Source organism: Euryarchaeota archaeon, assembly GCA_016207515.1.
Taxonomy (GTDB): Archaea; Thermoplasmatota; SW-10-69-26; order JACQPN01; family JACQPN01; genus JACQPN01.
Genome location: JACQPN010000007.1, coordinates 86,063 through 93,687, shown reverse-complemented (window position 1 = coordinate 93,687; position 7,625 = coordinate 86,063). Strand labels below are relative to the sequence as shown.

The 7,625-nt window shown below is 64.7% G+C and carries 5 protein-coding genes; 4 read left to right on the top strand and 1 reads right to left on the bottom strand.

Translation table 11 applies throughout. The annotated features are described in order from the left end of the window. The 4 genes from HY556_03500 to HY556_03485 all read left to right on the top strand — a co-directional run. The coding region (locus tag HY556_03500) for an HYR domain-containing protein (GenBank protein MBI4392850.1) at nucleotides 1-1,672 on the top strand (1,672 nt) is incomplete at its 5' end. A gap of 58 nt (nucleotides 1,673-1,730) precedes the next feature. Continuing rightward, a complete protein-coding gene (locus HY556_03495; GenBank protein MBI4392849.1) occupies nucleotides 1,731-2,819 on the top strand; it encodes a hypothetical protein in 1,089 nt (362 codons plus the stop codon). A 41-nt stretch (nucleotides 2,820-2,860) separates the two neighbouring features. Continuing rightward, nucleotides 2,861-4,660 (top strand): DUF5591 domain-containing protein, encoded by a 1,800-nt coding sequence (locus HY556_03490; GenBank protein ID MBI4392848.1) that lies wholly within the window; start codon nucleotides 2,861-2,863, stop codon nucleotides 4,658-4,660. A 10-nt stretch (nucleotides 4,661-4,670) separates the two neighbouring features. Continuing rightward, nucleotides 4,671-5,816 carry an archaeosine biosynthesis radical SAM protein RaSEA gene (locus HY556_03485; protein ID MBI4392847.1) on the top strand — a complete coding sequence of 382 codons (1,146 nt, stop codon included), beginning with the start codon at nucleotides 4,671-4,673 and terminating at the stop codon, nucleotides 5,814-5,816. 34 nt (nucleotides 5,817-5,850) lie between these two features. Here the strand turns inward: HY556_03485 and HY556_03480 are convergent, their stop codons facing one another. Continuing rightward, complete coding sequence (locus HY556_03480) at nucleotides 5,851-7,569, bottom strand: hypothetical protein (GenBank protein MBI4392846.1); 1,719 nt, start codon at nucleotides 7,567-7,569, stop codon at nucleotides 5,851-5,853. Nucleotides 7,570-7,625: the final 56 nt, after the last annotated feature.

Genomic DNA, 7,625 nt, shown 5'->3' with positions numbered 1-7,625 from the left:
CTTCCCGCCCCCACCGCCGCCGTCGATAAGCGGCCCGTCCGGCATCACGGTGGTCGCGACCTCGCCGTCGGGGGCGAACGTGAATTTCGCGGTCGCGGCCGGGTCTCCGTTGGAAGGTAGCCTTGTCCCGACCTGCTTCCCGCCTTCCGGAAGCCTCTTCCCCGTGGGTGTCACGACCGTAATCTGCGCCGTCACCGACAGCCTCGGCGGGACGGCCGAATTGAGTTTCACGGTCACCGTCCTCCCGCCGCCGGATGCGCCCGACACGCCCCCGACGATCGTCCTTCCACCGGGCGACAACCTTCCGCCGTTCCTCGACGTGCCGCCATCGATCACGGTGCCGGCGACGGGCCCAGCAGGGGCCGCAGTTGGCTACACGGCGGCCGCCATCGACGACAAGGATGGACCCGTCCCGGTCGAGTGCGCGCCAGCCTCCGGCTCGACTTTCCCCGTTGGAGAGACCTTGGTCACGTGTGCCACCACCGACTCGCATGGGAACGTCGCCATCGGAGGATTCACCGTGACTGTCCTTGCAGGTGACTTCCCGCCGCCTCCCCCGCCGCCTACGATAACCGTCCCGGCGCCCATGGTCGTCGAAGCCACCGGGCCCGGCGGAGCGTATGTCGATTACGTCGCCAGCGCATCAAGCCTCCTTGACGGGGCATTGCCAACGGACTGCTTCCCCGCCTCGGGTTCGCTTTTCGCCCTTGGGACTACCATCGTCGGGTGCAGCGCCATCGATTCGCTCGGCCAGAGCGTGCGGGCCCTCTTCGAGATAATCGTCGTCGACACGACGCCCCCGGTCATCAGCGTCCCATCGTCCGTCTCGGTCATCGCGTCGGGCCTCTCGGGGGCGATGGTCTCCTATCCTGCCCTGGCGAGCGACATCGTGGACGTGGAGGACCCCGTATCATGTTCCCCAGCGTCCGGATTCTCGTTCCCGGTCGGTACGACGCTCGTCACGTGCGTTTCGACCGACGCCCACGGGAACACCGCGGAAGTCTCTTTCGAGGTCGTCGTCTACTTGCCCCCGCCCCCGACCATCCTCGTCCCAGCGTCGATGACGGTCGATGCGGGTGCCCCGAACGGGACCCAAGTGTCCTTCTCGGCCACGGCGTCCGATTGGACGGGTTCGTCACTATCAGTCACGTGTACTCCTTCCTCGGGTTCCACCTTCCCGATCGGCACGACGACCGTCACCTGCAGCGCGAGCGACGCGTTCGGGCGCAGCGTCACCGGCAGTTTCACGGTGACGGTGGCCTCGGTGTCCGCCTGCCCATGGTCTGGGTTCCTCTCGCCGATCAAGAACATCAAGCCGGGGACCGACGCCGGCCACAAGACGAATGTCTTCGACCGCAACCAGCTCTCGGTGAAGTTCAGGCTGGAGGGTGACTGCGCGGCTAAGACCGACCCCAAGGCGCGGTTCTATTATGCCGAAATGGTGGGCGGAGCGCTTGGAGCGACCCAGCCTGGCGTGTCTTCCTCCAAAGCGGTGACGGACAATTTCTTCCGGTTCAAAGGCGACAAGCCGGGCGGCCAGGAACGCGAATCCAGCGGGACCGGCCAGTACGTGTTCGATTGGGACGATTCGCGCGTGGCCAAGGGCCAGTACTTGATCTGGGCGGACTTCGGGGACGGCGTCGACCGGAGCACCGTCATCTACCTCAGATAGGCGGATCGGGCCTCTCCATTGCAAACTTCTAAGTGTAGCCAACCCGTTTTCCACCACAATGGCCGAGGAATCCTCTTCGAGCGTGAAGACCACGCCGCGACTCAAGCGCGAGATCCGCGACGAGACGTCCGAGGTCCTCGGCACGTTCGAGGCGTCGCGGCTCACTCGCGAGGAGAAGACACGCCTGGAGGCGGAACTCTCCGCAAAGGGCGGCGAGGTCGACTTCTTCGAACGGGCCTGGCGTAAGACCACGTTCCATTCACTGACGGAGATCGAGAGCGAGGTGGACCGGTTGGCCGCCCGTTCGATAACGGGCGCCCCACCGTCGGCAGCCTTCGCCGTCCGCAAAGAAGCGACGGAAGGCGCGCAACGCGTCGTCAGCCGGGCATACGACAAACCGATGGCGAAGCAGTATCCGATGCGGGTCCTCACGGCCCACGAGCGCGGCCACATCTCGGCGCACCTTGACGCGCAGATCCTCAAGGCGGACGTGAAGTACAGGACGTCGCAGGGCGAGGTCGTTGAGGTCGTCTACGAGAAGGACGGTGAGGAAGTGAAGACGATCGTAATCATGGCTGGCGAGAAGGTGCGCACCATCGACGAGATAACGGCCGAAGTGGACGATCGCCGCATCGACGAGGATAGGTTGGGGAGGCTTCCGACGCGCGAGGGCGGTTCCCTTGCGGGTCTTGGAGCCCCCGCCGGGCCCGAGCCCCCGGCCGCTTCCGACGCCGACATTTCCCTAGAGATATCCGAACCCGCCGGGCCCTCCGCGACCGAGGGATCCGGCGCCATGACCGTGAGTGAAGCGCCCCCGGAAGTACCAAGCGGATCGGCAAGGCCGACGCCGGCGAAGAAACTCGGCGTCCCGAAGATGAGCCTTCCTTTCGGGAAGAAGAAAGCACAAGCGGAGCCTTCGGCTCCCGTGGAAGGTCCGACGGAAGAAGCAGCGGTCGGTGAGACCCCTCCAACCGGGGAAAAACGGCGCTTGGCCGTTCCCAAGGTGAAACTTCCGTTCGGGAAGAAGAAAGCCCCGAATCAAGAGCCGCCGGTCGTCGAGTCGGGCATCGACGAGGCCACGTCGGACGAGCCGGGCGAGGAGCCTGGAAAGAAACGGTTAGGCGGCCTTTTCAAGAAGAAAGGATAGCCCCCCACTTGGTTTATAACGAATGAGCCTCTGTGGAACGCGTGTTCACGGCCGTAGGACGCGACGGTGCCTTGAGGATCGGCAGGTGGGAGATCGGCGGGAAGACCGTACCGACCCCCGCAGTGATCCACGCGTCCACGCCAGGCATCCGACCGCCGAAGGATGCTCACGTCGTCGTCTCTGAGTCAAAGCCCGAGGGGGACGCGATCTGGCTCCAAGAGACGGGTTCGGTGTATCGGCACACGGGGCCGTCGCCCGGCGCCGCGGTCACAATACCGCCCGAACTCGCCTTCGCCCCGAGCATCGCCGCCAAGATGGAAAAAGAGGTCGTCGAGCACAGCGCCGGCAACGCTGGGCCCGGACTCACGTTGCTCCCGGTCTCCGGCGGCCTATCCCGGGAGGTGAATGTCTGGACCGGTGCACGCGCGTCCCTCCAAGACCCGCGGAACTTCGTCCCCGCGGTGGTCGCCGCGCGCCGCCAAGCGGCAGGCGGCCTCCTTTACGCCCCCGGTTGCGGTCTCCCCAACGAGATGGCGATCCTCGCCTACGCGGGCGTCGACCTCTTCGACTCGGTGATGGTGGCCTACGCTAGCGTCAGGGGACAGTATCTCACGCCAGAGGGCGCACTCCAATATTCGACGCTCACCGAGTTGCCGTGCCTCTGCGAAAGCTGCTCCTCGGGAGGACGCGGCCCCGCGGAACTCAAGGCCCACAACTACGAGGCGCAACGCCTCGAACTCGTGAAAGCGCGCGAAGCCACGCGCGCAGGCAAACTGCGCGAACTCGTCGAGATGAGGTGCCGCTCGACGCCTGAACTCGCAGCCACATTGCGCCTCTTCGACCTCGAGGCCTATGGCTTCTTCGAGGAGAAAGCCCCGACTGCGAGAAAGACCAGGCTCTTCGCCACGTCGAAGGAGAGCATGACGCGGCCCGAGGTGGCGCGGTTCCGCAATCGCCTTCGGGACCGTTACGCTCCGCCGAACACCGCCAGCGTTCTCCTCTTCATCCCGTGCTCCGCCCGGAAACCCTACTCCACTTCACGCACGCACAAGGCGATCCGGCGTGTCCTGGAACGCATCCCGAACGCGAGCGCGTTGCACCTCTCCGTGGTAACGTCGCCGCTCGGTGTCGTCCCCATGGAACTCGAACTCTACTATCCGGCGAACTCGTATGACCTTCCCGTGACGGGCCACTGGGACCGGGACGAACGGGACATGGTCGCCTCGTCGGTGCGGACGATGCTCGACCACAAGTACGGACGGGTCATCGCCCACTTGGGAGCGACCGAGGAATCGTTCGTGAAGGACGCGGGTGCCGACGTCGCCTACACGACGAGAGACGACGACCCGTTGTCCCCGGCATCCTTGGGAAGTCTCGAAATGGCGCTCAACGACGCCCTCAAAGAGGTGGCACGGGTCGGTCCTTACCAGCGTGAGGCGGCGCAGATGCGCTCGCGCGCCTTGTTCCAATTCGGCGAAGCCGGCGCCGATGTCATGGAGGGCGCGCAGGTGATGGGGCGCTATCCGATGTTGAAGATCATGAAAGGCCGCACCCAAGTCGGGATGCTTGTCCCAGAGCGGGCCGGCATCTCGCTCACGATGGATGGCGCGAAGTCGCTCCTTGATGCGAAGACGTATTGCGTCGAGATCGAGGACTTCCGGCCGAAGGGCAGCGTGTTCGCCGTCGGCATAAAGGACGCGACCGACGACATCCGTGTCGGCGACGAGGTCGTCGTCCATCACAAGGGCGAGGTCAGGGCCTCTGGAAAGGCGCTCATGTGCGGGCGCGACATGCGCGAGGCCGGGCGCGGCGAGGCCGTGGAGGTGAGGCACCACGCCTGAACCTGGCAAGATGGCCATCACGGCCGCAGAGTCGGACGATTCGCAGGGGCACGCCGTGGCGGGTGTCGGCGAGTCGCGCCAACTCCAACAGGTCATCCGCCAGATCCGCTACTTCCGACCCGACCCGGCAGGTCGCACAAGGGCGACCAAGGTCTGGGAACAAGACGATCGTGTCGAGGACGTCGAGGCGAAGGCCCTCGTCATCATCCTCGCAACACGCGGGTGCGCGTGGGCGCTCCACTCGGGTTGCTCCATGTGCGGTTACGTGAACGACAGCCTCATGGTGAAAGTCTCGACGGCGGACTTCGTCGCCCAGATGGAATCAGCGCTCGCGGAGGCCTACCGGGGCCAGGAGATACTCAAGATATACACGTCGGGAAGTTTCCTCGATCCGACCGAGGTCCACCCCGAAGCGCAAGAGGCGATCATGGCGCGGGTGCCCGCGACGGTCAAGAAACTCATCGTGGAGGCGCAGGCCCAATTCGTGACAGCGGAGAACGTCGGGCGCGTCATGCGCACGCTCAAATCCCGCGACGGCGGGGCGCTCCAAGTGCCGTCCTTCGAGGTCGCGATCGGCCTAGAATCGGCAAGCGACGCCGTCGAGCAGTACTCTGTGAACAAGGACTTCCGTTTCCCGCACTTCGTCGAGGCCGCGAAGGTCGCCGATGAGACCGGGACGGGCATCAAGGCCTACATCCTCGTGAAACCGCCTTTCCTCACGGAGCGGGAAGCGATGCTCGACTGCATAGACACCGCTAGGCTCGCGGCCCCCCATTCGAAGACGATCTCTTTCAATCCCTGCAACGTCCAGAAGAACACCCTCGTCGAGCGACTGTTCAGGAGGAAGGAGTACAGGCCGCCGTGGCTCTGGAGCGTCGTCGAGATCCTGAAGGAGGCGAGTCTTGTGGCGAACCCGCAGGCGAAAACGGGCGCGAAACGAGTGCAAAGCGACATCGTCGGCGGCGGCACCAAGCGAGGTGCCCACAACTGCGGAGAGTGCGACGAGCGCGTCTTGCACGCCATAGCCAAGTTCTCCGTCACCCAGGACCGGACGTTGCTCATGCCGCTCGCTTGCGAGTGCAAAACGGAGTGGGAAGCGACGCTGGAACTAGAGGGGTTCTTACAGGGCGGGGCGCCGATAGAGAGTCTACTGTGATTCGGATCGAGGGCGGCGTGAAGCGCCAGGACCTCTACGCCTTTGTCCAATCGACCATGAAGATGGTCGTGTCTCCCTGCGCGTAAACCACGTCGAACGCGGCCTCCTCGTAGAACTTCCGCACCGCGGCCGGGCTCATCGCCTTCGCCGGCTCCCACTGGACAAGCGCCACCCCCTTCTTCATCGTGTCCGATAGGACGACATAATCGATCCGCATCTTCCCCGCCGGGATGTCGAGGCTCCTCAATTCGTTCAACGCCTCCGTCGTGTTCTCCGTCGCGTACGTGACCTTGGCCGCGTCCCAGCTCGCGTTCATGTGGGCGATGCCAAAGAGCAGGCTCGACACCCTGTGGTCGGCGACCATCGCCGTGCCGAGTCGTATGTTGTCCTTGGCCCAAAGCACCGCGTCCCACTCGCCTTGTGTCACGCCCTCCTGGAAGCCGATGAGGGCTTCTTGCGGCGGGTAGGCGATGGCGGCGTTGAGCCCGGTGAAAAGCACGAGGCCGGCCGCAAGGAGCACGCCCACCGTCCTTTTCTCGCGGCCCGGTCTTGACGCCTTGAGGAGGTAATTCGAGCAAGCCATGAATCCAAGAGCGGCAAGGATCGCGATCGGCTCCATCATGTGATCCGCATGGCGATAGGGAAGGAGGACGTGGTTGTTCGTGACGCTTGCGAAGACGACCGAGACGACGAGGGCCGTAAGCCACCCGATCGGAAGCCACCAGAGCGGGGTCTTTCGGCAGACGAGTATCCCGAGGGGCACGAAGCTCACGAGTGCCACGAGCGGGGCGTAGAAGTAGATCCAGCGCGCCTCCGGAACGATGGTCGTCCCCGGGAGGCCGAATACCGCAAGCGAGGTCGCGAGGAGGATCCCCGCGGCGAACGTCCCACCGACGATCGCGGCGCTCCGGCGAGGCGAAGGGTAGCGTGGGGAAAAGGAAGCCTTGAGCTTCGGAGCGAGCCGCACGGAGGCGGGTATCAGCAAGACGGAGAGGATGCCTCCGATGGCGATGAAGACGGGGCTCACGGGGGTCGCCTCCGAGAAGATGCGACCGGAAAGCGGGGGGGCGAAGATGAACCAGTAAGCGAACGTCGCGACGAGGAAAAGGACGAGGAAGCCCGTTTCAAGCGACAACCGGTCGATAGCCGGCCGCCTCACGACGAGTTCACGGATCACGATAGACACAAGAAGTATCCCCACGAGGAAATAGACCGAGAGGTGATGGGTGAGGATGAGCGCGCCGGAGAGGACGGCGAGAGGGAGAAGAAAGCGGCGATCGGAACGGGAGAGGACGAGTGTTGCGATAGTTGCTACGACGAAGACGTGGCCCGGCCCGGCCGGAAGCGCATGGCTGGTCACGAACGCGAGCGGCATCGCGACGGCCGCGAACGCGGCGGCCACGATACCCGTGCGGGCGTCACCCGTGATGAGGTGCGCGATGACGAATATACCGAGGACGAGGATGCCGTTGAAGATCGGCGTCACGTACTTGACCGCCGTCACGACGTCGATGCCGGCGGAGGCCGAGAACGCGCCGGAGAGGATGAACATCCCCGGAAAATAGGGGTAGGCGATGCCCCAACCTTCGTAATCGAACGATATCCGGCCCGTATCGACGAGGCGCTGCGTCAGGAAGATGTACTCGCCCGAGTCGGAGCCCCAGGACGCCCATGCGAGGTTCGGGGTGAGGCGCAGAGCGATGGCAAGCGCCAGCGCGGCCAACAAGGCAACGGTCTCTTGCCGCCGGTTCACAGGGGGCTAACCGCGGCGCCTCGTCTTACCATTTGCCGTCGCAATCCAGGGTCGAT

What these genes read in the sequence shown, in the direction of transcription:
- HY556_03485 (MBI4392847.1), top strand. Translation starts at nt 4,671, where the DNA reads ATGGCCATCACGGCCGCAGAGTCGGACGATTCGCAGGGGCACGCCGTG.
- HY556_03495 (MBI4392849.1), top strand. Translation starts at nt 1,731, where the DNA reads ATGGCCGAGGAATCCTCTTCGAGCGTGAAGACCACGCCGCGACTCAAG.